The 23266-nt window shown below is 71.0% G+C and carries 24 protein-coding genes and 3 tRNA genes; 9 read left to right on the forward strand and 18 right to left on the reverse strand.

All coding sequences use genetic code 11. From position 1 onward, the window contains the following. Nucleotides 1-30: 30 nt before the first annotated feature. Nucleotides 31-777 carry a rhomboid-like protein gene (locus C2L59_RS40645; protein ID WP_233223969.1) on the forward strand — a complete coding sequence of 249 codons (747 nt, stop codon included), beginning with the start codon at nt 31-33 and terminating at the stop codon, nt 775-777. Nucleotides 778-817: 40 nt separating this feature from the next. Continuing rightward, a complete protein-coding gene (locus C2L59_RS40650) occupies nt 818-3142 on the forward strand; it encodes an EAL domain-containing protein (RefSeq protein WP_103354915.1) in 2325 nt (774 codons plus the stop codon). Here C2L59_RS40650 and C2L59_RS40655 read toward each other — a convergent pair. From C2L59_RS40655 to C2L59_RS49595, 4 genes are all read right to left on the reverse strand, one after another. Beyond that, complete coding sequence (locus C2L59_RS40655; RefSeq protein ID WP_103354916.1) at nt 3136-3927, reverse strand: arylamine N-acetyltransferase; 792 nt, start codon at nt 3925-3927, stop codon at nt 3136-3138. The two genes, C2L59_RS40650 and C2L59_RS40655, sit on opposite strands and share 7 nt — an antisense overlap. Nucleotides 3928-3961: 34 nt before the next feature. Then, on the reverse strand, nt 3962-4312 hold the full coding sequence (locus C2L59_RS40660; protein ID WP_103354917.1) for a YciI family protein: 351 nt from the start codon (nt 4310-4312) through the stop codon (nt 3962-3964). A gap of 94 nt (nt 4313-4406) precedes the next feature. Beyond that, complete coding sequence (locus tag C2L59_RS49590) at nt 4407-4634, reverse strand: hypothetical protein (protein WP_233223970.1); 228 nt, start codon at nt 4632-4634, stop codon at nt 4407-4409. A gap of 24 nt (nt 4635-4658) precedes the next feature. Continuing rightward, nucleotides 4659-4838 (reverse strand): class I SAM-dependent methyltransferase, encoded by a 180-nt coding sequence (locus C2L59_RS49595; protein WP_233223971.1) that lies wholly within the window; start codon nt 4836-4838, stop codon nt 4659-4661. A 265-nt stretch (nt 4839-5103) separates the two neighbouring features. On the opposite strand from C2L59_RS49595, the gene C2L59_RS40670 reads away from it, so the two are divergent. Then, a complete protein-coding gene (locus C2L59_RS40670) occupies nt 5104-5487 on the forward strand; it encodes a hypothetical protein (protein ID WP_103354918.1) in 384 nt (127 codons plus the stop codon). Between the two features lie 108 nt (nt 5488-5595). Here C2L59_RS40670 and C2L59_RS40675 read toward each other — a convergent pair. The 5 genes from C2L59_RS40675 to C2L59_RS40695 form a co-directional block, all read right to left on the reverse strand. After that, nucleotides 5596-5669, reverse strand: a tRNA-Phe gene (locus C2L59_RS40675). Between the two features lie 31 nt (nt 5670-5700). Further along, a tRNA-Asp gene (locus tag C2L59_RS40680) sits at nt 5701-5774 on the reverse strand. A 21-nt stretch (nt 5775-5795) separates the two neighbouring features. Next, nucleotides 5796-5868 (reverse strand) — tRNA-Glu (locus tag C2L59_RS40685). 99 nt (nt 5869-5967) lie between these two features. Then, nucleotides 5968-6762: a hypothetical protein gene (locus tag C2L59_RS40690; protein ID WP_103354919.1), complete on the reverse strand. Its 795-nt coding sequence runs from the start codon at nt 6760-6762 to the stop codon at nt 5968-5970. A 149-nt stretch (nt 6763-6911) separates the two neighbouring features. Continuing rightward, the gene (locus C2L59_RS40695) at nt 6912-7166 is read right to left on the reverse strand and encodes a hypothetical protein (RefSeq protein WP_003097372.1); all 255 of its coding nucleotides are present in this window, start codon (nt 7164-7166) and stop codon (nt 6912-6914) included. 945 nt (nt 7167-8111) lie between these two features. Here C2L59_RS40695 and C2L59_RS40705 point away from each other — a divergent pair. After that, nucleotides 8112-8549, forward strand: a complete 438-nt coding sequence (locus C2L59_RS40705) for a hypothetical protein (RefSeq protein ID WP_199199585.1) — start codon at nt 8112-8114, stop codon at nt 8547-8549. Nucleotides 8550-8626: 77 nt separating this feature from the next. Here C2L59_RS40705 and C2L59_RS40710 read toward each other — a convergent pair whose 3' ends face one another. After that, nucleotides 8627-8830 carry a cold-shock protein gene (locus tag C2L59_RS40710; RefSeq protein WP_003097368.1) on the reverse strand — a complete coding sequence of 68 codons (204 nt, stop codon included), beginning with the start codon at nt 8828-8830 and terminating at the stop codon, nt 8627-8629. 468 nt (nt 8831-9298) lie between these two features. On the opposite strand from C2L59_RS40710, the gene C2L59_RS40715 reads away from it, so the two are divergent. From C2L59_RS40715 to C2L59_RS40730, 4 genes are all read left to right on the forward strand, one after another. Further along, nucleotides 9299-10498: an Ig-like domain-containing protein gene (locus C2L59_RS40715; protein ID WP_199199591.1), complete on the forward strand. Its 1200-nt coding sequence runs from the start codon at nt 9299-9301 to the stop codon at nt 10496-10498. Between the two features lie 179 nt (nt 10499-10677). Further along, nucleotides 10678-10980, forward strand: coding sequence for a hypothetical protein (locus C2L59_RS40720; RefSeq protein WP_103354922.1), 303 nt, complete (start codon nt 10678-10680; stop codon nt 10978-10980). Nucleotides 10981-10984: 4 nt separating this feature from the next. Then, nucleotides 10985-11539, forward strand: a complete 555-nt coding sequence (locus tag C2L59_RS40725) for a SigE family RNA polymerase sigma factor (protein ID WP_103354923.1) — start codon at nt 10985-10987, stop codon at nt 11537-11539. A gap of 5 nt (nt 11540-11544) precedes the next feature. Beyond that, on the forward strand, nt 11545-12018 hold the full coding sequence (locus tag C2L59_RS40730) for a hypothetical protein (protein WP_146060507.1): 474 nt from the start codon (nt 11545-11547) through the stop codon (nt 12016-12018). A gap of 89 nt (nt 12019-12107) precedes the next feature. Here C2L59_RS40730 and C2L59_RS40735 read toward each other — a convergent pair whose 3' ends face one another. Further along, nucleotides 12108-13442, reverse strand: a complete 1335-nt coding sequence (locus tag C2L59_RS40735) for an MFS transporter (protein ID WP_103354925.1) — start codon at nt 13440-13442, stop codon at nt 12108-12110. Between the two features lie 237 nt (nt 13443-13679). Here C2L59_RS40735 and C2L59_RS40740 point away from each other — a divergent pair, with 237 nt between their 5' ends. Beyond that, entirely contained in the window at nt 13680-14273 is a 594-nt protein-coding gene (locus C2L59_RS40740; protein ID WP_199199593.1) for a PaaI family thioesterase, read from the forward strand. A 45-nt stretch (nt 14274-14318) separates the two neighbouring features. On the opposite strand, the gene C2L59_RS40745 is transcribed toward C2L59_RS40740, so the two are convergent. The 7 genes from C2L59_RS40745 to C2L59_RS40775 all read right to left on the reverse strand — a co-directional run bounded on the left by C2L59_RS40745 (nt 14319) and on the right by C2L59_RS40775 (nt 23216). Next, nucleotides 14319-16955: a serine/threonine-protein kinase gene (locus tag C2L59_RS40745; RefSeq protein WP_103354927.1), complete on the reverse strand. Its 2637-nt coding sequence runs from the start codon at nt 16953-16955 to the stop codon at nt 14319-14321. 52 nt (nt 16956-17007) lie between these two features. Then, on the reverse strand, nt 17008-17982 hold the full coding sequence (locus C2L59_RS40750) for a glutamate ABC transporter substrate-binding protein (protein ID WP_233223972.1): 975 nt from the start codon (nt 17980-17982) through the stop codon (nt 17008-17010). Beyond that, the gene (locus C2L59_RS40755) at nt 17979-19394 is read right to left on the reverse strand and encodes a hypothetical protein (protein WP_103354928.1); all 1416 of its coding nucleotides are present in this window, start codon (nt 19392-19394) and stop codon (nt 17979-17981) included. The genes C2L59_RS40750 and C2L59_RS40755 overlap by 4 nt, the downstream gene beginning before the upstream one ends. A 264-nt stretch (nt 19395-19658) precedes the next feature. Continuing rightward, a complete protein-coding gene (locus C2L59_RS40760; protein ID WP_103354929.1) occupies nt 19659-20921 on the reverse strand; it encodes a helix-turn-helix domain-containing protein in 1263 nt (420 codons plus the stop codon). A gap of 96 nt (nt 20922-21017) precedes the next feature. Continuing rightward, complete coding sequence (locus C2L59_RS40765) at nt 21018-21785, reverse strand: thiamine pyrophosphate-dependent enzyme (RefSeq protein ID WP_103354930.1); 768 nt, start codon at nt 21783-21785, stop codon at nt 21018-21020. Continuing rightward, nucleotides 21782-22816: an ATP-NAD kinase family protein gene (locus C2L59_RS40770; protein ID WP_103354931.1), complete on the reverse strand. Its 1035-nt coding sequence runs from the start codon at nt 22814-22816 to the stop codon at nt 21782-21784. The genes C2L59_RS40765 and C2L59_RS40770 overlap by 4 nt, the downstream gene beginning before the upstream one ends. 187 nt (nt 22817-23003) lie before the next feature. After that, complete coding sequence (locus C2L59_RS40775; protein WP_103354932.1) at nt 23004-23216, reverse strand: heavy-metal-associated domain-containing protein; 213 nt, start codon at nt 23214-23216, stop codon at nt 23004-23006. Nucleotides 23217-23266 lie beyond the last annotated feature (50 nt).

A 23266-nucleotide genomic window follows, 5' to 3' on the forward strand; every position in this document is an offset into this window, starting at 1 on the left:
TTCTAAGCTGGCGCTCGTGATACTCCCAGCATGACCACCGAAGCTCGGACCATGCTGCTGAAAGCCGGCCGGCCGCTCCCCGCCGCCGTCGGCGCGCGCGCCCGGTGGTCGGTCCTGAAGGTCGTCCCGAACCCGAAGTCGACGCCGTTCACCTTCGGCTACCTGGTCGTGCTGCTGGGCACGACGCTGCTGCTCAAGTTCGCCGACCCGGACCTGACCGAACGGCTGCTGCGGCTGTCGAGCACCGACGCCCACAACCTGTGGCGCCGGCCGCTGACCTCGCTGCTGACCAGTGCGCTCTGGCTGTCCGACGAAGGCTGGCTCGCCTACGTCGTGATCTTCGCGATCGCCGTCGCGCCGCTGGAACGCCGGTTCGGCGCCCGCCGCGTGGCGATCGTGTTCTTCTCCGGCCACGTGCTGGCCACGCTGGTCACCGAGCTGCCGGTGATGGCCCTGATCACCGCGCACGTGCTGCCGAACTCGGCGGGGCACTGGCTCGACATCGGGGTCAGCTACGGCTTCTTCACCACGGCCGGCGCCCTGGTGTTCCTGCTCCGCGGCCGCGCGCGGCTCCTGGCGCTGGCCGCGACGGAGGCGTTCATCGCGGCGATCTGGCTCAGCGACGACCCGCGGAGCCTCGACACGATCGTCACGCTGCTCGGCCACGCGTTCGCCGCCCACTTCGGGCTGCTGTTCTGGGGGCCACGCCTCCAGCGCGCATCCGCAGGCCGGGAGCGGATTCCGGCGGGTAGGCACGAACCGGAGTCGGTGGTGTAATCGACGAGCCACACGCCGACCGCATGGGGGACGAACGCTCATGGAGGCAGACTCGCTCGCCGCGCTGGTCGAGCTGAGTCCGGACGCGATCTGCGTCCACGAGAACGGCGTCCTCACCTACGCCAACCGCGCCGCCCTGGAGACGTTCGCCGCCCGTTGCGCGGACGAGGTCGTCGGCCGCCGGTTCACCGAGTTCGTCGCCGAGGAGTCGCGGGCCGCCGTGGTGGCGGAGCTGGCCGGGCTGACCCGGCCGGGCCAGGCGAGCGAGCCGGTCGAAGCGCTGATGTCCCGGCTGGACGGCAGCAAGTTCGCCGTGGAGACGGTGTCGGTGCGCCTCGAAGGCCGCGGTGCCTACCAGGTCGTCATGCGGGACATCACGGCGAAGAAGGCGGCCGCCGACGCCCTCCGCTACCAGGCCGCGCTGGTGTCGCACGTCAGCGACGCGCTGATCGCGACCACCGGCGAAGGGGTCGTGACCAGCTGGAACCCGGCCGCCGAGGCGGTGTACGGCTGGACCGCGGCCGAGGCCGTCGGGCGGCGCGCGAGCGAGCTCGTCGGCGCGCCCCTCGACCTGCCCGCCATCCGGCGCGGCGGCGGGGTCGCGGAGGCGGTGCACCGGCGGCGGGACGGCGCGCCGCTGGCGGTCCGCGTCTCGGCCGCCGAGATGAACGACGGGTACGTGCTGGTCTGCGCCGACGAAACCGCGCGGCGGCGGGCCGAGCAGAACTACCGCACGGTGGTCGCGTCCCTCGACGAAGGCGTCCTGGTGATGGGGCCGGCCGGGCTCATCGAAGCCGCGAACCCGGCGGCCTGCCGGATCCTCGGCGTCGCCGAAGCTGACCTGATCGGCGTTCCGTGCCACACGCTGACGCTGTTCACCGAGTCCGGGCACTGGATCCCGCCGGACGAGCTGCCGTCGGTGCAGACGCGGCGGACCGGCGTCACGCACAACGGCCTGGTCGTGCGCCTCCGCCGGCCGGACGGCCGCGATGTCTGGGTGTCGCTCACCTCGCGGCTGCTCAACCCGGACGACCCGGCGGCGCTGGCCGTGGTCACGTCGTTCACCGACATCACCGAAACCCGCGCGATCAGCGCGCAGCTGGCGCACGACGCCACCCACGACCCGCTGACCCGGCTGGCGAACCGGACGCTGGTGCTGGGCCGGCTCGACGTGCGCGAGCGGGGCGCGGTCACCGTGCTGTTCCTGGACCTGGACAAGTTCAAGGTCATCAACGACTCGCTCGGGCACTCGGTCGGCGACCAGGTGCTGCGGATCGTCGGGGAACGCCTGCGCCGCAGCTCGGGCCGCGACGACCTGGTCGGCCGGCTGGGCGGCGACGAGTTCGTCGTGGTCACCGCCGAGGTCACCGACCCGGGCGAGGTCCGCGCGCTGGCCGAACACCTGCGGGCGGCGCTGGCCGCACCGATCGGCGTGCTGGGCCGGCAGCTGCACCTGGACGCGAGCATCGGCGTCGTCCTCGTCGGCCGCGACGACCGCCGCAGCGCCGAGGACCTGCTGCGTGACGCGGATGTCGCGATGTACCAGGCGAAAACGCTCGGGCGGGGCCGTCACCACTTCTTCGACGTCGGGCTGCGCGAGCGGATGCAGCGGCGGCTGCGGATGGAGCAGGACCTGCGCGCCGCGGTGCACGACGGCCAGCTCTGGCCCGCGTACCAGCCGGTCGTCGACCTGCGGACGGGCGAGATGGTCGCGGTGGAGGCGCTGCTGCGGTGGACGCACCCGCGCCACGGCGCGATCTCGCCGGCGGAGTTCATCCCGCTCGCCGAGGAAAGCGACCTGATCAACGTGATCGGCAAGGAGATGCTGCGCGCGACGACCCGCGAGCTCGCCACGCGGCGGGAGCGCCAAGGTCTGGACCTGATGCTGAAGGTCAACTTGTCGACCCGCCAGCTCGACGACCCGCACCTGGTGCCGGCGGTCCAGGACGCGCTGGCGAGCACCGGCCTGCCGGCGAGCGCGTTGTGCTTGGAGGTGACCGAAAGCGCGTTGATGCGCGACCAGGAAGCGGCCGCGGAAGTGCTGGCGTCACTGCGTTCTCTCGGCGTGCTGCTGGCGATCGACGACTTCGGCACCGGCTATTCGTCGCTCGCGCAGCTGCGCCGGCTGACGCTGGACACGCTGAAGATCGACCGGTCGTTCATCACCGGGATCGCGGAGTCCCGCGACGCCGAAGCGATCGTCACGAGCATCATCGCCATGGCGCACGCGGTCGACCTGACAGTGATCGCCGAAGGCGTCGAGTCGGCGGAGCAGGTGGACCTGCTCCGCCGGCTCGGCTGCGACCAGGCGCAGGGCTACCACCTCGGCCGCCCGGTGCCGGCGGCCGAGCTGTTCGGTCAGTAGGCGGTTTTCAGGCGCGCCAGCTCATCCGGCGTCAGCTCGATGCCGAGGTCCTTGAGGGTGGCGTCGAGCTCATCGGGGGCGACGGTGCTGGTTTCGCTGCGGCCGCCGGGCCGTTCGACGGTGAGTTCCCGGCCGAGCAACCGGCGGCTGACGCCGGGTTCGAGCGTCATGACCACCAGCCGCCCGGTGAACGGCGACTTCGGGTGCGTCGAGGTGTAGTGGTGGTAGACCTCGTAGTCGATGGGGTGCATGGTGTTGAGCCGGAACTCGAGGATGTCCTCGCCGCCCTTTTCCAGCGTCCACCAGCCGTCCTGCTGCTTGAGGCGCTGCGGCCAGCCGGCCTGGTCGACCTCGTGGCCGTCGACGAGCGGCATCGGGTCGAGGATCCCGGCCCCGAACCCGACGTCGGCGAGGAACTGCTGCTCGTCGACGTCGACGACGAGGGTCATGTGGGTGTAGGGCCCGGGCCGCCGCGGCTGCACGCGCGCGGAGAGCCGGTGCACGGCGTACCCGAGCTGTTCGAGGACGGCGGCGAAGAGGCCGCTGTGTTCGTAGCAGTAGCCGCCCCGCCGCCGTCCGACGAGTTTCGCGCTCACGACGTCGAGCGAAATCCCTTGGTGCTGCCCGAGAACGACGTCGACGTTCTCGAACGGAATCGTCCGGACGTGCGCCCGCATGAGATCCCTGAGTGCTCCTTCGGACGGCGCCCGTTTCGGCTGTCCGACACGTGCGAGGTAGGCGTCGAGATCGACGGCACCGATACCCCATTCCCCATGGCTGGTCATGGAATCGATGATGGACCCTCGACCTTGCTGGAGGTCAACCTTCGTGCACGACCTCCCGCACCTCGACGGCGGTGTAGGCGGCATCGGGGATCTTGGCGGCCAGCTCGACGGCCCGCCCTTCGCTTTCGACGTCGACGACGTAGTAGCCGCAGAGGAAGGAGTCGGATTCGACGAAGGTCCCGGCCTTGGTCTGCGCCTTGCCCGCCCTGACCTGGACGGTCTTGGTTTCGCCGGGTTCGGCGAGCGCCTTGGTCTCGACCATCTCCCCGGATTCGGTGACGAGCTTGATGAAGTCCCCGTGCCCGGCGTAGACGGCGTCCTTCTCGTCGTCGGTGAGGGTGGCCCAGAGGGTGGGGTTCATGTGGAGGGTGAGGAGGTAACGCATGTCCGGCTCCTGTGTACTGGGTGGCGGCCCTGATCGGCTGCCTTCGCCGGGTGGTCGTGGCTGTGCCGCGCATCCGGACACGGGTGCCGGGGGTTCACTCGTTCGGCCTAGCGAGGCTCCGGCTGACGAGCACGTACCGCTCGTCCTCGATCGGACCGCCCCACAGGGCGGGATCGTCGAGCCGCGTCACGGTGGCGTCGCCCCGGTGCGCGAGAACGAGCCGTTCACACTCCCCGGCCGGAATCCCGGCCCCGGTGAACCACCGGCCTTCGACGAGCACCAACCGGCCCTCCGGCTGCAGCAACCGAACCCAGGCCCCCACCGCGGCGGCTGGATCGGGCAGGGCTCACAGCACGTGTCGCACGAGGACGACGTCATAGGAACCGGGCCCACAGGGCGGATCCGCGGCATCCCCGACCCGGAAGTCCACCTCAACCCCGGCGGCCGCGGCTTTCTCCTTGGCCACGGCCAGCATCCACCGGGAGAGGTCGACCCCGTGCACGAGGTGGCCGGCTTGGGCGAGCAAGACGGCAGACTGCCGGTCCCACACCCAAGATCGACGACGGCCGCGGGAGCCGCCGGAAGGAGCGGCAGCAGCAACTCCGACCACGCACCCCGGACGGCGGGGTCCGTCAGGCCGTGGTCGGGTTGATCGTCGAAGGAGGCGGCTTCGGCGTCCCAGATGTTCGTCACACCGCCATCGTGCCGGTCACCACCGACAGTCCCGCGCCACGGCCGCTGTGTGCAACCCCCGTGCAGCATCAGGCCAGGTGCCTCGCTATGAATGCCGCATGGCCTACGTCAGGTTCCAGAGCGCCGAGCCCAACGCCGAAGGGCGCCACGCCGGGTTCTTCGGCTTGATCAACAACCTGAGCAAGGCCGGCCGGCTCACCGCCGAGCAGGAAGAGTTCCGCCGGATCAACCACGCTTGGTACGAGTCCCGCTACACCAACCCCACAACGGCCGATCCGACCGTCTACGACCACTCGGCCAACCCGGGCGCGACTGCCTGGTTCAAGGAGTCGGCCGAAGCACTCGTCGCTCGCGCAGCCGGCTACCTCGAAATCCTCGACGCCCACGACGTCCGGTGCGACAAGCTGGTCTCGCACCAGGCACCCGGACGGATCATCTACGAGGACGACGAGCAGATCGTCGTGGTCCCGTTCAGTGCTTGACGACGAGATGCCGACCCTTACGCAGGCCCGGACGAGCGCATTGCCGTTCATCGGCCCCAGACACAAGAAAACCGCCTTGACCGGAGTCAAGACGGTTTCTTCGAACGGTGGCCAGGGCCGGGGTCGAACCGGCGACCTTCCGCTTTTCAGGCGGACGCTCGTACCAACTGAGCTACCTGGCCGGGAACGCCGGCAAGGAGCCGAACGATCTTGCGACCCTGACGGGACTCGAACCCGCGACCTTCGCCGTGACAGGGCGACGCGCTAACCAACTGCGCCACAGGGCCTTGCGTTACTACAGTACTGCGTACTCCCAACGGGATTCGAACCCGCGTTGCCGCCTTGAAAGGGCGGAGTCCTAGGCCACTGAACGATGGGAGCCCGGTCGGTTTCGGGTGACCGACCGACCGCGCTCTCAGGTTCCCCTGGGAGCGATTACAAGCATAGGGCACGCCGCCACCGCTTTGCACCGGGGGTTCCTTAAGCCTCCGGCAAGCCCGGGAGCTGCGCAAACGCCGCCAGTTCGGCCAGCCGCCCGTCGAGCTCGGCTCGCTCCCGTTCGGACAGGGCCGACACGAGCAGCTCGCCGATCCGGTCGTCGGTCATTGCCTCGGCTTGCCGCCAGCGGGTGCGCAGGTCCGGTTTGCGCTCCGCCGCCGCCGTCAGCTCGTTCGCCGCGTCCTCGGGCCACGCCGTGCGCAGCAGCCGCTCGCGGCCGCCTTCCGGGTCCGCGATCACCGCCTCCGGCACCGACAGGCCCAGTGCGCGCAGGGCCGCGAAGTGGAGGCCGCCGCGCAGTTCACGGAACACCATCAGCGCGAAGCCGAGGCGTTCGACGTCGCCCGCGGGGCGCTCGGCGTGCTTCCACCCCGCGAACAGCGCCAGCGCGCTGGCGTCGGCGGTGTCAACCACCCGGAACAACAGCTCGGCCAGGCGGCCGGGCTCCGATACGGCCGAAAGGTTGACGCGCGACCACCGTGCCGATGACTCCGCGTAGGCACGGACCGCGGCGGGCGCGTCGAGGACCGCCGTCGCCGGCGGCAGGACGTACTCGAACAGCCAGTGCGGGAAGATCCCGAACAGCTCGGCGGCCACCTTCGGCGGCACGTCCCCGAGCACGGCCGACCGCCCCCGCACGTACAGCGAACGCGGCGGCACCCCGGCTTCCGCCTCGACCGCGGCCAGCTCCGGCGACGTCATGAACTTCCCACCCAGCAGCTGCACGACCGGCCGGATCCGGTTCGCCAGCTCCGCCGCACCTTCGATCGCCGTCACGTCCGCCCCTTTCGACACGACGACCGTAACACTGTTACGAAACGCGGGTCAACTAGCGGGCATCGACTCGCGAATCACTGCCGGAAAACCAGCCGAACCTGCGGAAATATCACGGAACAGGCCCGGCGCCACACACCGGGCCCACCCGCTCAGCGCTGAACCGGCGCCTGCCCGTCCTCGTCGAGGTTCAGACCCAGCATCTCCAGCAACTGAACACAGTCCTCGACCCCCAGCGCGCCATGCGCCACCGCCAGCCGAGCCCGCCGAACCTGATCATCCGACACCCGCTGCGCATCGGCCGCCCCGCTTCGCTGAGCCGGCAACGCCCCCGCAAACGGAGCACTCCCCCCATCGGCACCTTCGTACCGAAGGAGGAACTGCCGCACTTCAACAGACCCGCTCATAGCCCCTCCATACGGCTCACAACAGCTTGGCCGCGAGGCTAACCAGCACCGGCCACCACACACAGCCCCCCGGAGAGTGAACCTGAGGCCACGCTCCGCTCAACGCAGCGCAATCGGCACTACCGAAGAAGAACCCAGCCGAACGAGCGTCACCCACGCCGCAAAGTGACACCACACGGGGAAATTTCCCGCTCTCCACTCGCCCAACCACCCAAGTCGTGCAACAATCGAAGTGCTGACACACCCCCGGTCAGCGCCTGTGGAGATCCCCTCCGACCCCCGCGTTCCTCCCCCTGGCGCGGGGGTCCTCCATTTCTTAGGGCTTGCTCGGGCTTCTCCTTCGCCAGCCCCCGGCATTCCGGCGTACCGCCCGGGGGGCCGAGCCCCCCGGACCCCCACGGTGCCTCCTGCTCAGCTCCCAGCCGGGCCGGGTTTTCGCTCCGGGCGCTGCGCGCCCTAGCGAGCGTGGTCACCCTTGGCGGGAAAGTCGCCGAAGCCGATGGCTCCTGCCGATCGGGGCATGCGATCCGGGCCGCCTGGCGCGCTCCCTCGCCTCGCAGGGCACTTGCCGCTTCCTTGGCCCTGCCGGTCCAAACTCCCCCAGCGCGCCCTTTCGCCTCCCAGGACACTCGCCGCCCTACTCGGCCCCTGCCGGTCGGGGCCACATCCCGCGCGCCCTCTCGCCTCCAGGGCACTCGCCGGCCTTGTCCGCCGCACTGAGCGGCGGCCAGAACTCCAGCCGTGAACCCCATGGGTTGTCAGCCTCAGCGGGCCTCTCGCCACTCTCTGCGATTGGTGATCGACTCGGTGGGTTATTAGGGGGTTGCAGTGCGTCACAGATGACTGAGCTGAATGGGTGGCAGGTGGACCGAATGGGGAATACTTTTGGCGTGTCGTAGCTCACAGTGGTTTGTATGGCGAGATCCAAACGTTATCGTGGCGTTCGTGCCTCTTCCCTCCCTTGGCCGCTTGAGCAGCCGTACGAACCTGAAAGCCGCCGCGTCTTCCGGCCGGCATCGTGGTGCCGCGAAGCCTGCGGACGATGGTGTTGTCGAGGACACCGAACTGACCTCCTACCTCGCCGCGCTCGCTCCCGACAACGACCTCGAGAGCACGGGCTCCGGCAAGCGGTTCGGCGAGGCGCAGGTCTACCAGCTGCGGATGAGCCTCATCGCCAGCCAGCAGCTCAAGGACATCGCCGCCGAGCGGGACATCTCGCCCCAGGCGCTCGCCCAGGAATGGATCCTCGAGCGGCTCAACTGGGAAGGCCAGGCCTCCTCGCTGCAGGACCAGCGCCAGCAGGCCGGCGACCTCACCGACCTCACCGACGAGTTCCACTTCCCGGCCGACGCCTTCGACGCGCCCGTCGCCGGGCACCGCTGAGCACCGCATGAGAAAGGGCCCCCGGCGAGATCGCCGGGGGCCCTTCACTCAGGCCTTGGAACGCAGAGGGCCTGACGTCAGATCGCGCGGACCTTCTGGGCCTGCGGACCCTTCTGACCCTGGCCGACCTCGAACTCCACCCGCTGGTTCTCCTCGAGGGTGCGGAAGCCGCGGCCCTCGATCTCCGAGTAGTGAACGAACACGTCGCCTTCGCCGCCGTCCTGCGCGATGAAGCCGAAGCCCTTCTCCGCGTTGAACCACTTCACAGTGCCTTGCGCCACCGCTGTACTCCTCGTTACACAGATCCGCTTCGAATGCCACCGAAGCGGCACCCCGACCGTCCCGGGCGGTTCCAACGAGACGAGTCAAGAGCGGGTCGGCTCCATGGCTCGCGTCAGAAGTTCCGCGAGTGTGAAGCCACGAACACGCAAAACGACGGCCTGAGAGCAGACTACCGGGATCTGGCCAAAGTTGAACCCCGTGATCGAGGCGAAAACCGGCTGTGCGCACCAAGGTCACCGGAACGTCGTAGGGCTCGCGCCCGCTCCGGGCGGCCCTGCGGGCTAGTCTTGCGTAGCGCATCGACACCGTGATCACCGGATACGGCTCGGAGTCGGTCGTGCCCCCTCCGTGAAAGCCTCCGGCAGCAAATGTGACACGCGTCACGTAATGGTTGCTCAACGTGTACGGTCCGTGAGGCGTCTCGAAGAGGGGAGACACCAAAGGGGCAAAGGGGAATAGGTGTGACGGTGAGGACTTCCACGCGGCGCTCGGGCGCTGCCGTGGCTCTGGGCTTGGTCGCCGTGCTCACGCTCGGGGCGTGCAGCAGCGAGCCGACGGTGTCGGCCAGCGGTACCTCGGGAGGCGGCCCGACCAGCTCGCCGGCGCCCAGCGCCCAGCCCGCGAAGCTGACGGTGACGCCCACGGGCGGCGCCCAGGACGTCGCGCCCGGAGAGCCGGTCGGCGTCCAGGTCAGCGACGGCACGATCGTCTCGGTGACGCTGACCAACCCGGACGGCAAGCAGGTCCAGGGGCAGGCGTCGGCGGACAAGAAGAGCTGGAACACCACCGAGCAGCTCGGCTACGGCAAGACCTACACCTGGTCCGGCCAGGCGCAGGGCGCCGACGGCAAGAACGTGGCCATCGCCGGCGCGTTCACCACCGTCAAGCCGAAGCGCCAGATGTCGGCCAGCCTGAATGTCGGTGACGGCCAGACGTACGGCATCGCGATGCCGATCGCGCTGAGCTTCCCGAGCCGCGTCACCGACAAGGCGTCCGTCGAGAAGGCGCTTTCGGTCGAGACCACGCCGAAGACCGAAGGCTCGTGGGGCTGGACGGACGGCGACACCTCGGTGCACTGGCGGCCGAAGGAGTACTTCAAGCCGAACACCCAGGTCAAGGTCAACGCCAAGATCTACGGCGTCAAGATCGGCGACGGCGTGTACGGCAAGCAGGACGTCTCGGCCAGCTTCGCCATCGGGCGTTCGCAGATCGTCAAGGGCAACACCACGCAGCACACGATGCAGGTGATCCGCGACGGCCAGCAGATCGCGGACTACCCGGTGAGCTACGGTCTCGACTCCGACCCGGGCCGCGTCACCCACAGCGGCGTGCACGTCGTCATGGGCAAGCAGGCCACCTACGCGATGAGCAACCCGAAGTACCACTACGAGAACGTCGTGGTGCCGTGGGCGGTCCGGATCTCCAACAACGGCGAGTTCATCCACGGCCTGGCCGCGTCCGTCTGGGCACAGGGCAAGAAGAACATCTCGCACGGCTGCCTGAACCTGTCGCCGGCACGGGCCAAGGAGTACTACGACGGCGTGCTCACCGGCGATCCGGTCGAGATCACCGGCAGCACGCAGACGCTGACCGCCAAGGACGGCGACTACAGCGACTGGACCTACGACTGGGCGAGCTGGCAGAAGCTGTCGGCCCTGGCCGGCTGAAGACCATCAGGGAACACCGGGCGGCCGGGAAGTCCACTGCGGGCTTCCCGGCCGTTCGTGCTTTCCGGGGAACCCCGGAAACCCACGGAAATCCGGTGCAACCCCGGTGCGCACCCGCCGCATGACTAAGGGCAGAGGCGCGGCGATCACGGCCGCGCCCGCGAGAATGAGGAGCTGTCTTGCGTATCCGCATCGCCCTGACCCTCGGCGCGCTCGTGCTCGCCGGTGGTGCACTGACCGGTGGCATCGCGCTGGCTTCGGACGCGCAGGCGCCGGCCGCCCCCACGACCCAGGTGACCCGCCCGGGCGAACCGACCGTGGCGCCGGCCCCTGCCTCCACCCGGCCGGCACGTCCGAGCGCGGCCCCCGCCCCGCGCGAAACGACCATGCCGCGCACGGGCCAGCCGCCGCGTGTCCCGCGGGCCGTCCCCGCCGGGCCGACCGGCGACCTGCACCTCCCGGCCGTGTGGGAGACCCGGTAACCAGGTGATCCCCCGCTCCCGTCCGTCGACCGGACCGGGCTCGCCGTGGGACGGCGAGTTCGCCCGGTACTTCGGCGAGCGCGCGCACAGCCTGCGGTCGACCGCCTTCCTGCTCTGCGGGGACTGGCACCAGGCCGAAGACATCACGCAGGCCGCGCTGCTCAAGCTCTACCTCGCCTGGCCGAGGCTGTCGCGGCACGACGCGCTGGACGCCTACGCGCGCAAAGTCGTCCTGCGCACGTTCCTCGCCGAGCACCGGCGCAGCAGGTGGAAACGGGAGCGGCTGACCGACGAGCCGCCGGAGCTGCCGGCGCAACCCGCCGCGAGCGAGCAGGACGAACTCGTCCGGCAAGCTCTGGCCGTGCTGGCCCCCAAGCAACGCGCCGTGCTGGTGCTGCGGTACTTCGAGGACCTGAGCGTCGAGGAGACGGCGAAGGCGCTCGGCTGCAGCACCGGCACGGTGAAGTCGCAGGCTTCGCGGGGCCTGGCCACGCTGCGCAAGCGGCTCGGCCCGCACTACGGTGCGCTGACCTTCAGCGCACCCACGGAGGGGAGGTGACGAACATGGACCCCGAAGACGACGTCCGCGCGTTCCTGACCGGCGCGGCCGGCGGCGCGCAGCCGCCGATGCGCCTCGAAGCCGCCGACGTGATCGAGCGCGGTGGCCGGGTCCGGCGACGGCGCAAGCGCCTGGCGGTCGCGGGCACCTCGACCGCGACGGCGGTCGTCCTCGCGGTGGCCGGCTTCCTGGCCGGTCACCGCGCCGGGCCACCGGAGCCGGTGCAGCCCGCCGGCCCTGGCCTGTCCACGGTCGGCACCACCGCTCCCGCCACGCCGAGGAGCGCCCTTCCCGTTCCCGCGACGTCGATCGCGCCGCCGTCGGTCGCCCCGGAACGTTCGTCACCACGCACCCAGCGGACCGTGGTCCCGCAGCCGCCGTCCGCGGGTCCGCGGACCAGCCCGCGGTCGACGGCGCAGCCCTCCACCACCCCGATGGAGACCCGGCCCGGTCCGCCGACGGCGGAGACGTCGCGCTAGGCACTGCTCGGGACGACGCGGACCGAGCCGGAACGCACGTGTGCCCCGTCCGGTGATCCGGGCGGGGCACACGGCTTTCCGGTGACCGCTCAGCGTTGAACGGCCGCGGAGGTCAGCTTCCCGCTGTTGTCCTCGTTGTCGATCTGCTCCATCGGCACCTGCGACGTCTCGGGGATCTTGATGATCGGGATGATCGCGATCAGCGCCGCCGCCATCAGGTAGTACGCCGGCCAGTCCTCGTTGCCGGTGCTCTTGATCAACGCCGTCACGATGACGCCGGCGGTGCCGCCGAACAGGGACGTCGAGATGTTGTAGCCGATCGCGAACGAGCCGTAGCGGACCCGGGTGGGGAACATCGCGGGGAACGTCGAGCCGATCACCGCGAGGATGAAGACCAGCAGGATCGCCACGATCAGGAACCCGACGAACAGCCACAGGATGCTGCCGGACTGCATCAGCTTGAGGCTGGGCCAGCTCAGCACCAGGAACCCGATGGCCGCGGTGAGCAGCAACGGTTTCCGGCCGATCCGGTCGGACAGGGCGCCGAGCGGGATGATGATCGCCATCTGGATCACTTCGACGGCGATGATGATCAGCGTGGCGGTGTTGTCGTTGATCTTCAACGTGTCCGTGAAGTACGTCGGCATCGTGGTCAGCAGCAGGTAGTCCGCGACGTTCAGCAGCAGCACGATGCCGATCAGGTTGAGGATCATCCGCCAGTTGCGGACGAAGATCTCCTTCAGCGGCGCCTTCTGCGGTGCCTCGCCCTTCGCTTCCAGCCGGCGGAACTCGGGGGTGTCCTCGAGCTTGTTCCGCAGGTAGAGCCCGATCAGGCCGAGCGGCAGCGCGACGAAGAACGGGATCCGCCAGCCCCAGGCGTCGACCTGCTCGGGCGACAGCGAAAGCGTGACGGACAGCACGACCAGGTTGCCGAGCACGTAGCCCGCCAGCGTGCCGAGCTCGAGGAAGCTGCCGAAGAAACCACGGCGCTTGGTCGGCGAGTACTCGGCGATGAACGTCGCCGCTCCGCCGTACTCGCCGCCGGTGGAGAAGCCCTGGATGATCCGGAGCAGCAGGATCGCGATCGGCGCCGCGATGCCCATGCTGTAGGCGCCGGAGTACGTCGGCAGCACACCGACCAGGAACGTGCAGCCGGACATCAGCAGGATGGTGATGGCGAGCACCCGCTTGCGGCCGATCTTGTCGCCGAGCGGGCCGAAGAACGCCCCGCCGAACGGCCGCACGATGAACCCGACGGCGAGCAGCGCCAGGGACTTCAGGACCGCGTTGCCTTCACCGGGGAAGAACAGGGAGCCGATGCTGGCGGCGATCGCGCCCGAGGTGAAGACGCCGTAGTCGTACCACTCGGTGGCGTTGCCCATGGCCGACGCCCACACGGCACGCTTGACGGTTCTCTCGTCCACTGACGGTTTGCCCGTCGTTGCTGCTGGTTCGCTCATGCCGGCGACGACTCCTCCCGTGCAGTGCCCACTGGGCCGTTCGAGCTCATCAGCCCAGTCTTGACCGGCTCTTCCACGTCGGCAGCCTGAGCCGGAAATTGTCTACGGTGGGGAACTTTCCGGCTACTGACCGGTACGGTCGGTTCGCCGACGTCCCGGGGCGCGCGAGGCGGCTCCTTACCCGCCGGTTAACGTCAGCGCATGAGTCGTGTTTCCCCACCCTGGCCGCCGGTGGCCGTCGAGCCGGCGCTCCCGCACCCGAAGGCCCCGGCGCCGGGCACGGAGCTCGGCGTCCACTTCGCGGAGTGCTTCGGCTGCGGCGACGAGGCCGACGCCGGGCTGCACCTGCGCTCGACCGTCGGCGAAAACCAGGTCGTGCACTCGCGGTTCACCGTCACCGCCGCACACCAGGGCGCGCCCGGGCTCGCCCACGGCGGCCTGCTGGCCTGCGCGTTCGACGAGGCACTCGGCTCCACGGTCGGGAACCTGCTGCGCCGCCCGGCGGTGACCGGCAAGCTCGAGACGGACTTCCGGCGGCCGGTCCCGGTCGGTTCGACGTTGTTCATCGCGACCCGCCTGGACGGCATCGCGGGCCGCAAGATCTACGTCAGCGCGAACGGCCGGCTCGACGCCGAGGACGGCCCGATCGCGGTGAGCGCGCGGGCGTTGTTCGTCGTCGTGGGCTTCGAGCACTTCAGCACGCACGGCGACCCCGAGGCGCTGGAGAAGCTCGCCGCGCAGCACGAGAAGAACCAGCGGGAGCGCGCCGAGCGCGACTGGGACATCAACCCCTGACCCCCGCAGAAGCGGCGCTTTCACGTGAAAGTGCCGCCTCCCTGATCAGGTGAGGGTGCGGGGCCGGATGGCGTTCGCCCGGTCGACCAGCTCGACGCGCTGTTCGATCGTGCCCGCCAGCCGCGCCAGGGCCCGGTAGCACCGCTCGAGGCCGAACCGCAGTTCGCGTTCCTCGAGCGGGCAACCCAGCACCCGCGCGCCCGGCGTCGGCTTGCCCTGCTTGAGCCATTCGTGCGCGGCTTCGAGCACGTTCGCGCTCAGCTGCGTCTTGCGTTCGACATCCAGGCGAAGCCGTTCGAGCCGGGCCGACGCGTCGAGCAGATCGTGCTCGGCGACCGGCGTCTCGCGGCCGTTCGCCTTGGTCGCGGTCGTCTTGATCTTGATCGCCGCGACCTGGGCGTCGACGTAGTGGGTCGACGACGGCGGCACGGTTTCCAGCACCTCGACCGCGCTCGCCCGCGCGCCCTGCGCGAGGTACACGCGGGCGAGGCCGAAGGCGGCGCTGACGTAGGTGCGGTCGGTGCGCCAGACCAGCTCGTAGAACCGCGCGGCGGCGAAGTAGTCGCCGACGCCCTCGGCGCTGACACCCAGGGCGAGCTTCGGGGCGATCTCGCCCGGCAGGTCGTCGTACACCGCTTCGAACGCGACGTGCGCAACCCGCGAACGGCCGCCCGCCAGCTCGATGAGGCCGCGGTACCAGTCGATCCGCCAGTCGTGCGGGAAGCCGTTCTTGATCGCCAGGTACTGCGCCGCCTGCAGCTGCCGCTGCGCCTCCGCGAGCTCGCCGAGCTCGATCCGGGCGCGCACGATCCGCAGCCGGACCTCGATGGACTCCCGCGGCGCACCGGCCAGCGCCTCGATGGCGGCGCGCGGGTCGAGCGCGGTCGTGGTGGCGAGCACGCCCGCCGCCGGGTCGTCCGTGTCGACCTGCGGGATCGGCAGGCCGGCGACGACCTCGTCCGCACCGGGCAGCGGCACGCTGGCGCCGGCCTCCGGCACCACCAGCTGCACGCCGAAGGTCCGGCTCTCCGGGCCGAACACGGTGGACGCGCCGGGCCGCGGCTTGCCGGTGCCGAGCGCCATGATCTCGCGCAGGACGCCGGTGAGCTGGTCGGCCATTTCTTCGGCGGAGAGGAACCGGCGGTCCGGGTCGGCGTGCGTCGCGCGCCGCAGGAACCGGTAGTAAGAACCGAAGAGCGCGAACAGCGGGACGGCGTCCGGGCCGGGCAAGGTCGTCTTGAACTTGTTCGTGTAGCCGGTGAACTCGAAGCTCAGCACGGCGAGCGTGCGCCCGACGGTGAACAGGTCCGAGGCCACCGACGCGCCCTGCGTCGGCAGTTCCGGCGCGCTGTAGCCGGTGGTGAAGAACAGCGGGCTCTCGTAGTCGTCGGTGCGGCGGACCGCGCCGAGGTCGATCAGCTTCAGCTGCTCGTTGGTCTGGATGACGTTGTCGGGCTTGAGGTCGCAGTAGAGCAGGCCCTGGCTGTGCAGGTAGCCGAGTGCGGGCAGGATCTCCAGCCCGTAGGCGATGACCTGGCCGATCGGCAGCGGCTCCGGACGGCGGCTTTCCCGGTGGTGCGCGAGGGCGAGCTGCCGCAGCGACTGGCCGCCGACGTACTCCATCACGATGTAGCCGGTCGTCGTCCCGCTGTGGGCGTCCGGGTGCTGCACGAAGTTGTGGATCTTGACGATGTTCGGGTGCTCGACCTCGGCGAGGAACCGCTGCTCGTTGGCCGCGGCCGCCATCGCCGTCGCGTCACCGGTGTCGATCAGTCCTTTGAGGACCACCCAGCGGTCGCTGACGTTGTGGTCCTGCGCCAGGTAGATCCAGCCGAGGCCGCCGTAGGCGATCGCGCCGAGGACTTCGTACTGGCCGCCGACGAGCTCGTTCGGCTGCAGCTTCGGGACGAAGGAGAACGGCGCGCCGCAGTTCTCGCACTTCCCTTCCGGGGAACCGGGTTCGCCGTCCTTGCCGCGGCCGACCTTCGTGTTGCAGCTGCCGCAGAACCGCTTTTCCTCCGACACCACCGGGTTCGACAGCACCGCGGACGCGGGGTCGCGCGCGGGAACCGGCGGCACCTCGACCAGCCCGGCGCCGAGCCGGCCGCGGCGGGACCGCGACGTCCGGGACGACGTCCGCCGCGACGTGCCGGGGAACGCGCCGGGGACGGAACCCGAGCCGCTGCCGGTTCCGGTGCCCGTCCCGGTTCCGGTGTGCCGGCCTTCGCTGGTGCGCTCGGGCAGGACGCTTTCGGTGCCCGGGTCGGGCAGCGGGGTGCCGGGACCGGTGTCCGGGCGCGGCACCGGCGGCATGATGCTCTGGGTTTCCGGTGCCGGCGCCGCGAGCACGCTCGTCAGCTGCGGCTCGTCGGGCTGCGGCGGGCGGACGGCCTGCGTCGGCACCGGCTGGACCGGCGGCACGACCGGGTTCATGCTGCCGGGCGGCTTGGTCGGGTCGTCGGCGCCCGGGATCGGCGCGCCGCGCGGCGGCGTCGGCGGGCGGCGCACCGGCGCGTGGAAGACGGTCTCCTCGCCGCGCGACGGCTCGCCGTCGTCGAGGCGGCCCGAGATCGACGGCTCCGGCGTCTCCCACCGCACCGGTGGCGGCGGCTGCCAGCTCGACCCGGCCTTCGGCTGGTCGTCCGGCGCGGCGTGCCGAGGACGGCGCGGCTCCTCCGACACTGCTACCTCCCAGATCCCCGGCGTGCGGGGATCGATCCTAGTCGCGACCGGTTCACTGGTACTGCGGCTGCGGCGGTGACGCCGGCCCGAGCGACGGTTCCACCCAGTGGCGGTAGCTGTTCTGCCAGGCGCCGCTGTTGCGGATGTTCTCGAGCACGGCGTTGACGAACTTGACCATGTCCTCGTTGTCCTTCGGCACGCCGATGCCGTAGTTCTCCTGGGTGAACTGGTCGCCGACGACCTGCAGCGTCGGGTCCTGCGCGGCCATCCCGGCGAGGATGGTGTCGTCGGTCGAAACCGCCTCGACCTGGCCCTGCTGGAGCATCACCAGGCAGTCCGACCAGTTGTCCACCGAGACCGCCACCGGCTTCGCCGGGTCCGTCGCGATCTTCGCCAGTGACGTCGACTTCTTCGCCGCGCACACCTTCTTGCCGCTCAGGTCGGCCAGCTTCGTCGCCTTCGACTCCTTCGTGACCAGCAGCCGCTGCCCGGCGACGTAGTACACGGAGGAGAACTGCACGTCCTTCTTGCGCGCGCAGGTGATGCTGTAGGTCCGGACCACGATGTCGACCTGGTGCTGCGCCAGCACGTCCTGCCGCTGCGACGACGTGATCGCGCGGAACTGGACGTGGCCTTCGGGCGCGCCGAAGATCGAGCGGGCGATCTCGTTGACGAGGTCGATGTCGAAGCCCTCGAGGTTGCCCGAGGTGGGGTTGCGGAAGCCGAACAGGTAGGTGGTCTGGTCGACGCCGGCGATGAGCTTGCCGCGTTCCTTGATCTTCGCCATGGTCGAGCCGCCGGGGATCGACGTGCCCTTGTCGGGCGCCAGGCTGGCGAGCGGGTTGCAGCTGGTGTCGCTGCCGCCGCCGGCCGCCGCGTCCGGGCCGCCGACGTGCGCGGGCTGCGGCCAGGCCGCGTTGCCGACCGGGGCCGGGTCGACCGGTTTCCCGGGGCTGCCGCAGGACGCCGCCAGCAGCGCGACGAGCGCCAGCACGCCCGCCCGGACCGTGATGCCCCGCCTGTTCACCGGTACTCCCTCAGTCGCTCCCGGATTCCCATGGTGACACCCGCGGCGGCGACGATCGCCAGCACGGCCAGGCCGGGCGCGAGGAACGTCAGCGCGGTGTCCCCGCGGTGGGTGTCGTCGAGGAATTCCTGCCTGCCGACGTCGATGGCCGCCTGGAGGCTGTCGTCGAGCCGCCGGAACGCCGGCGCCGAGCCGTCGGTCTTGTCCTCCAGGACGGCGAAGTCGACGGCTTCCTGGTACTGACCGGCGTCGTCCTGGGCGCGGACTTCCTTGTGGGCCTTGAGCCAGTCGTCGGTGGCCTTCGTCGCGTCGGCGACCTTCGTGACGCCCTCGCCGTCCTTGATCAAACCGCGGGCTTCGCCGAGCAGGCCGCCCTGGCCGTCGGGGCCGGCGAGCTGGACCGCGTTGGCGCCGAAGTCCTTCTCGTACGCGGCGCCGTCGCCGCGGGCGACCAGCGTCAGCGTTTCGTCCGCCCGGGCCTGCAGCGCCGCGATCCGCGCCCGGACCAGCACGTCGACGCGGTGCGAGCCGTCGGCCTGGCCGCTGCCGACCAGGCTGCCCTGCACGACCAGGGCGACCGCACCCCACAGCAGCGACACCACGACGGCGGCCGTGGCGACGACGAGCCCGACGTTGAGCAGCCGGTTGGTGCGGCGGGTGAGGTGGATCTGCGCCACGACGAGCGCGGCCAGCAGGGCGGCCAGCAGGATCGTGGCGAGCCACGGGAAGCCGGTCGCGCTGTCCTGCTCGTCGATCAGCCGCTCGGTGTCGACGCGGTAGAGGTCCTGGGCGGCCGGCAGGATCTTCGCCCGCATCAGCTCGGACGCCTCGCGGAGGTAGGACGCGCCGACCGGGTAGCCGAGCCGGTTGTTCGCGCGGGCCGTCTCGACGAGCCCGGTGTAGACGGGCAACGACTGGTTGAGGACGTCGACCGGGGCCGCGTCGGCGATGTCGGAGGCGTCGGAAGCGGCCTTGGCGAGCGCGGCACCGGCTTCGGCGACGTCACGCTCGTAGCGCTGGCGGAGCTCCGGCGGTTCGGTGCCGATGGAGAGGAACGCGCTCGCGGCGGTCGCGTCGGCGTCCGAGAGCGAGCGGTAGACCTGCTGTGCGGCGGCGGCGAGGGGCTCGCGGTGGTCGATGACGCCGGAGATCGTGTCGTCGCGGCTCTGCACCGACAGCGTCGCCACGAGGCCGGCGATGAGGGAGAGCAGCACCAGCCCGACGGCGATGACGGTGAGCCGCCCGGGCGTGGTCGCGGCGGAGCGGACGATCGCGCGGACGCCCTGGCCCGGCAGGTCCAGCAGCCCCAGCAGGCCGCTGCGGCTCCCGGCGCGGTCACGGCCGTCCGGTGGCGACGGTGGGGGTCCGGGCGCGGGCGCCGCGGGACCCGGGGCCGTCGCAGTGCTGGTCATCCCCGATTCCTCCCCGTACCTTCCGGGGCTTCGCCCCGGGCCGGGGGCTTCCCCACCCGGTCCCCCCCGAAAAGCTCTGTGAGCCGTCTCCGCAGAAGGTAGCCGAGTCGCCGCACGCACAGCCACCGGCACCGCCGCCTGTCACCAGCACGTGATCTCGGCGTGCAAGCGCCGACGGCCGACGTCAGCGCGCCGCGGACGCTGCCTTCACCTGTTCGAGTGACGTTCGCCTCCGGCGGGTGGCCACTTCTGTCCACAGTGGACTCAGCCGCGGATGGCCGGGGCGAGCGAATGCGGGAGGACGGCTTCAGGCGTCGGCGGCCGCCGGACCACCACCTCGACGTCGTCGGCGAAGCGGTACGGCTTGGCGCCGAGGATGCCGCCGAAGTGGCGCCGCAGCCGGGACATCTCGGCGCGGACGGTGACCGTGCGGCCGGCGTCGCCGAACAGGTCGGCCGACAGCTCCGACGCCGAACGGCCGTCACGGTGGCTGGCCAGCACGTACAGCATCTCGGCGTGGCGCGGGCTGAGCCGGTGCGTCCAGGTCCCGGCCGCGCCGGCCACGGTGAGCTCCGGCTCGCGCGGCGACCGGACGTCGAGCACGACGCGGGTGGGCGGGGCGGCTTCGGTCTCGGTCAGCCGGATCAGCCAGCCGCCGGGCACCGGCTCGGCCGCGCAGTTGCCGTACGCCGGCAGCCAGACCCGGCCGGGGCCGAGGCCGGTGGGCAGCGCGATCCGGTCGACCGGCGCGAGCCCGGCGGCCGCGGCGACCCAGCCGTGCTCGTCGGCCACCACGGCCGGTCCGCCGACCTTCGCCAGCACCGGGACGGCGAAGCCGCGAAGCCGTTCGAGCTCGGTGAGGTGGGTGGTGCGCAGCTGGGCCTCGGCGAGCCGTGTCACCGCGTCGACCAGCGCCAACGTCGTCGCGTGGACGGTCGAGGCCGGCCCGGAGAGGTCGACGACGCCGAGCAGCCTGCCGTCACGCGGGTCGTGCAGCGGCGCGGCCGCGCACGTCCAGGAGTGCTGGGCACGGACGTAGTGCTCGGCCGAGTAGATCTGCACCGGCGTGCGCGCGACCAGCGCGGTGCCGATCGCGTTGGTGCCGACGGACTCTTCCTGCCAGTCGACGCCTTCGACGAACCCGAGCCCGTCGGCGCGGCGGCGGACCGCGGCGCTGCCGTCGCGCCAGAGGACGGCACCGCCCGCGTCGGCGATCACCATGATGTGGGCGGCCTGCTCGGCGAGGCTGATCAGGCCGTCGCGCAGGGTCGGCAGCGCGTCGGCCAGCCCGCTGGCGCGGCGGCGCGCTTCCAGCTGTTCGAAGGTCAGGACGGGTGCGGCGGCCCGGCTGTCGGGGTCCATGCCGAGGCGGCGCATGCGTTGCCAGGATGCGCCGATGACCGCCCGCGGGCGGCTGGGCAGCACTTTTCCGCTCAGGGCCGCTTCGTGCACCTGCGCGAGGACACGGGCGTGCCGCCCGGGATCCACCCCCGCCGGCAACGCCGCCTCGAGGTCTCGCTGCCCCAACCGCCGCTCCTTGCGCTCTTACCTCCCCGGAGTCTGCCTTTTCGAGGCGGTGATCGGAAGGTGGCGCACATCGCGGCCGGGCCCGGCCGGCCCGGGTCAGTACGAGACGTAGACGTCGGTCTGCGGGCTGTCCGGGGTGGCGCTCGCGGCGGAAACCGAATCTTCGATGAGCTTCGCGACTTCGGCGTCGATGTCGTCGAGGACCTGTCGGGCCAGCTCACCGCTGTCGGTGACGCGGGCGCGGAACCGCGTGAGGCAGTCGAAGCCGTCCTCGACGAAGCCGGCTTCGATCAGCGTCGGACCGCCGCCACCGCGGGCGCGGCCGACCGCCTCGCCGGCCGCTTCGTGGACGGCGAAGAAGTCGGAGCCGTCGACGATCACGACGGGCATGCCGAGCCCGGCCACCCGATCGGCGTAGCCGCCGTCCTCCGCGACGAAGATCGCCGGCAGGTTCCAGGCGCACGCGAGGGTCAGCGCCTCCGCCGTCGCCGCCGGGTTGACGGCGCTCTCGCCGAGGAAGGCCACGCCGACACCGCCGTTGTCCTGCTGTTTCGCGGCCAGCGCGGCGCCGCAGACGAGGAGGGGGACGCCGCCGAGCGTGCCGTCGGCGATGTGGGTCCGGCGGCCGCGGATATCGGCCATCACGGCCCGGACGTCGACGCCCTTGGCGATGCGGTGACCGTGCCGGCGGTGGGCGCCGGCGATGACGTCCCGGCCGTCGAGGTGCAGGCAGACACCGGCCGCGGCGGCCTCCGCACCGGCGGTCCGGGGCCCGGCCGGTTCGCCGGTCTCCCGGCGGACTCGCTCTTCGAAGGCCCGGATGGTGCACATCACGCGGTACGCACCCTGCAGGGCGTCAGTCATCTTCGACGCTCCTTCCCCGAATCGGTCTCCGCGCGCAACAGCCCTTTCCGCGCCGCCTCCGCCATCGCCGCCCGGACGTCGACGACCCACGGCCCGTCCGGTTTGAGCTCGACGAACGCGCTCTCCCCGGTCTTCAGCTCGAGTTCCCGCTCGCCGTCGAGCGCGATGACCCCGCCGGCGGCCGCAAGTTCGACGCGCACCCCGGGCCGGAGCAGACCCCAGCCGCGCACCCCGACGGGCCGCACGAGCCCGGGTGCGATCGGCGCCTGCACGACGTACGGCGTCTCCCCGACCGGCCCGAGCTGCAGTGCGACGCCGTCCGGGCTCGACCGGGGGCTCGGGCAGAGCTGGCCGGGAACGCTCGAGAGGCCGATCCCGTCCGGCTCGGCGAAGGTGCAGTACAGCTCGGTGAGCGAGGACGGGTCCCACAGCGCCCGGGCGCCGATGTGCCTGCTCAGCGACACGCAGACGTCGACGAGCGCGATCTCGCGACGCGCCTTCGTGACGACCTCGAGCACGCTGACGCGGTGGGTGACGAGGTCGGGATCGATCTGGCCGGTGGCGATCAGCCCGGCGGCCAGGCCGGCCACGGTCGCCTCCCGCATCTGCGGGAAGACGTTGTTGGTCCCGGTGGAGAGAGCGAGGATCGGCACGTCTTCGCACGCGGCGGCGGCCACGCGCGCGGTTCCGTCGCCACCGAGGACGACGATGACGCCGGCGCCCGCCTCGACCATCCGGCGCACCGCGTTCGTCGTGTCGGCCGCGGTGCCGGTGATGGGGTCGTCCTCGCAGAAGTCGACCTTCGGCCAGGTCCCGCCCCGGCCGAGCGAGCGCAGGACCGCGGCGGAGATGCCGCCGAGATCGGTCGAGACGAGTGCGCGGTCCAGCCCCGTGACGGCGAACGCCGCCAGCAGCCGCTGGACCATGTTCGCCTTCTCCGCGGTGGGGAACACCGAAGCCTGCGCGACCAGCCGGCGGATGTCCCGCCCCGAAGCCGGGTTCGCGACGATCCCCGCCACCGTTTCGCCCACCTGACCTCCCGTTCCTGTTCCGGAGAACAGGAGACCCCGCGATCGGCGTGGACGGAAGGGTTGCAGGGCGTTGCAGTGTTCGGGCGTGCTCGAAGCGTCACAGATCACACCGGCGCGTCCCACTGGCTGGTCTTCAGTGGACTGTCCAACCGGGAGAGGGGTGAGAACCAACCGGAACTCGGCCCGGTTACACGGCACCTTCGAAGGTGTAGCCGGCTTCTTCGACCGCGGCGCGGACGTCGTCGTCCGCCAGCGCGGTTTCGGCACGCACGAGGACGCGGCGGGCCGGGACGTCGACGTCCACTCCGGCCACTCCGGGCAGCGCGGCGATTTCTTCGGTCACCGACTGGGCGCAGTGCCCGCAGCTCATCCCGGAAACGGCGTAACCGTGCTCGATCATGGTGCGCAGCCTACGAAAAGGGCCGCCACCCCGAACGGGTGACGGCCCTT

This window comes from Amycolatopsis sp. CA-128772 (assembly GCF_002904295.1).
Taxonomy (GTDB): domain Bacteria; phylum Actinomycetota; class Actinomycetes; order Mycobacteriales; family Pseudonocardiaceae; genus Amycolatopsis.